The following is a 2,275-nucleotide window of genomic DNA, read 5'->3' on the forward strand; positions in this document are numbered from 1 at the left end:
GGGCACGGGGCGGTGCGGCAGCCGCCCCCGGGGGCGGGTCGGCCACGGCGGCGCCGTTCGCCGCGTGGGCGGCTGCATCGTGGCCGGCCAGTTCGACGAGCGAGAGCCCGGCGAAGCGCGCGGCCAGTTCGGCCTGCACGGCTGCGAGCGGCGCGGAGTAGCCGCAGACGCGGGCCTCGCCCGCGCCCTCGGCCGCCGCGCCCTCGACCGCCTCGATGATCGCGCGCAGGGAGATCTCGGCTGCCGGTCGCGCCAGGCGGTAGCCGCCGCGGGGACCGAGCTGGCTCTCGCAGAGGCCGGCGCGGGCCATCGCCTGCAGCAGCTTCGCCGTGAGCTGGACGGGAATCCCGTGGCAGGAGGCGATCTCGCGGGCGCTCACGAGGCTGGCGCCCTCGCGCGACGCCACGTGCAGGAGCGCCTGGACGGCGTAATCCGTTTTCCGTGTGAACTTTAGCACGGCCATCCCCGAACAGGAGCCCGCGGTGTCAAATGCCGACCATTTTGGTCGGGATCGGAAGGTAGGTCACTCGTCCCCGGTTGTCAAGGCGGGATCCCGGGGCATAAAGGCCAGCAGCAGCAGGCCGGCCAGGAAGAAGGCGCCCAGGGCGAGGATGGACAGGCGCGCCGTGCCGCTGAGCTGCCGGATGAGGCCGAAGAGCAGGGGCCCGCCGATCGCGCTGAACTTGGCGAAGACGCTGTAGAAGCCGAAGTACTGGGCGCTCCGGGCGGGCGGCACGAAGTGCGCGTAGAGGCTGCGGCTGAGCGACTGCGTGGCGCCGAGGCAGAAGCCCACGGCGGCGCCGAGCATCCAGAACTCCCAGGCCGCCGCGAGGCGCCAGGCCCAGAGCACGACGCCGATCCAGATGACGAGGCTCAGCATCAGCGCGCCGCGGGTGCCGATGCGTCCGGCCAGCTTGCCGAAGAGCAGCGCGCCCGGCACGCCGACGATCTGCACGAGCAGCAGGGTGCCGAGCAGGGTGCCCGTGCCCAGGTGCAGCTCGTCCTTGCCGTAGATCGAGGCCATCTTGACCACGGTTTGCACGCCGTCGTTGATGAAGAGGAAGGCCAGGCAGAAGACGGCCAGCGCCGGCCGGGCGAGCACGCTGCGGAAGGTGGTCCAGGTGTCGCGCAGTGCGGCCAGGGCGGGGACCCGCCGCGCGGGCGGCCCGGGCGGCTCCTCCATCCGGCGCCAGGCGATCAGCCCGAAGCCGCCCCACCAGAGCCCGGCCGAGCAGAGCGCGAGGCGCACGGCCCACTCCCGGCTGAGACCGAAACTGCCGTGCAGTTGGATCAGCAGCAGGTCCAAGAGGAAAACGAGCCCGCCGCCCGCATAACCCCAGGCGAAGCCGCGCGCGCTGATCGCGTCCTGCTGCTCGGGCGGCCCCAGCGTGGGCAGGAAGGAGTCGTAGAAGATGTTCGCGGCGACGAAGAGCGTGGCCGCGCTGATGTAGAGCGCGAGCGCCCGGCTGACGTCGCCTGGGCCGACGGTGAGGAGCAGCGAGGTTGCCAGCGCGCCGGGCAGGAAGCAGCCGAGGAGCCAGCGCCGCCGCGCGCGCGAGGCGTCGGCGAGGGCGCCGAGCAGGGGCGCGCTGATGAAGACGAGGAAGGAGGAGAAGCCCGAGGCGTAGCCCCAGAGGCTGGTGGCGCTGAGGGTCGTCCCGAACAGGCGCGCGCCGCCGGCGGGCACCACCGCCTCGGCGAAGTAGACCGGCATCAGCGCGGCGAGGATGACCGTGGCGAAGGCCGAGTTCGCCCAGTCGTAGAGGTACCAGCCGCGCCGGCTGCGGGGGGAGGCGTAGGCCGCGGCGGGTGGCACGGCGTTCACAGCCGCGCCGTCGCCAGGCCGATCGCCGGCCGCAAGTGCTCGATGTAGCAGGGGACTAAGAGGAGAACTGGCATGGCCGCTACGCTACTCCAGGGAGATGCGGCTCGCCAGCCCGAAGTCAGGCCGGCCGGCTGCATTCACGTGGTTTGGAGTTGACCCGGTTTCCCGGACCCCTTGCTACCCTCGTAGCGAGAGGAGTCCGCGATGCCTTGGTCCCGAACGCCCTTTGCGAGTCGTTCTCTGCTACACTTGAGTGCGAGTGCCTGGTTCGGCAGCGCTTCAAGACGCAGCGCGAGGCACGGATGGCGGCCTTCAATTCCATCGAGGGGTTCTACGACCCGCACCGTCCTCGCTCAGCGCTGGGTTGCGAGTCGCCGGTCGGCCTTGAAGCGAAGCGCCTAGAGCAGGTAGCCGAGGCAGGAGAAGTCGCCCGTCCGGAGAAGCGGGGGG

Annotated in this window: 2 protein-coding genes; both read right to left on the bottom strand. The window is 71.6% G+C overall.

Going from position 1 to position 2,275, the window contains the following annotated elements; translation table 11 throughout:
- Nucleotides 1-463: Rrf2 family transcriptional regulator (locus tag FJ251_15585; protein ID MBM4119125.1), on the bottom strand; the 463-nt coding region annotated here is incomplete at its 3' end.
- 60 nt (nt 464-523) lie between these two features.
- On the bottom strand, nt 524-1,876 hold the full coding sequence (locus tag FJ251_15590; protein ID MBM4119126.1) for an MFS transporter: 1,353 nt from the start codon (nt 1,874-1,876) through the stop codon (nt 524-526).
- Nucleotides 1,877-2,275: the final 399 nt, after the last annotated feature.

The organism is bacterium (assembly GCA_016873475.1).
Classification (GTDB): domain Bacteria; phylum Krumholzibacteriota; class Krumholzibacteriia; order JACNKJ01; family JACNKJ01; genus VGXI01.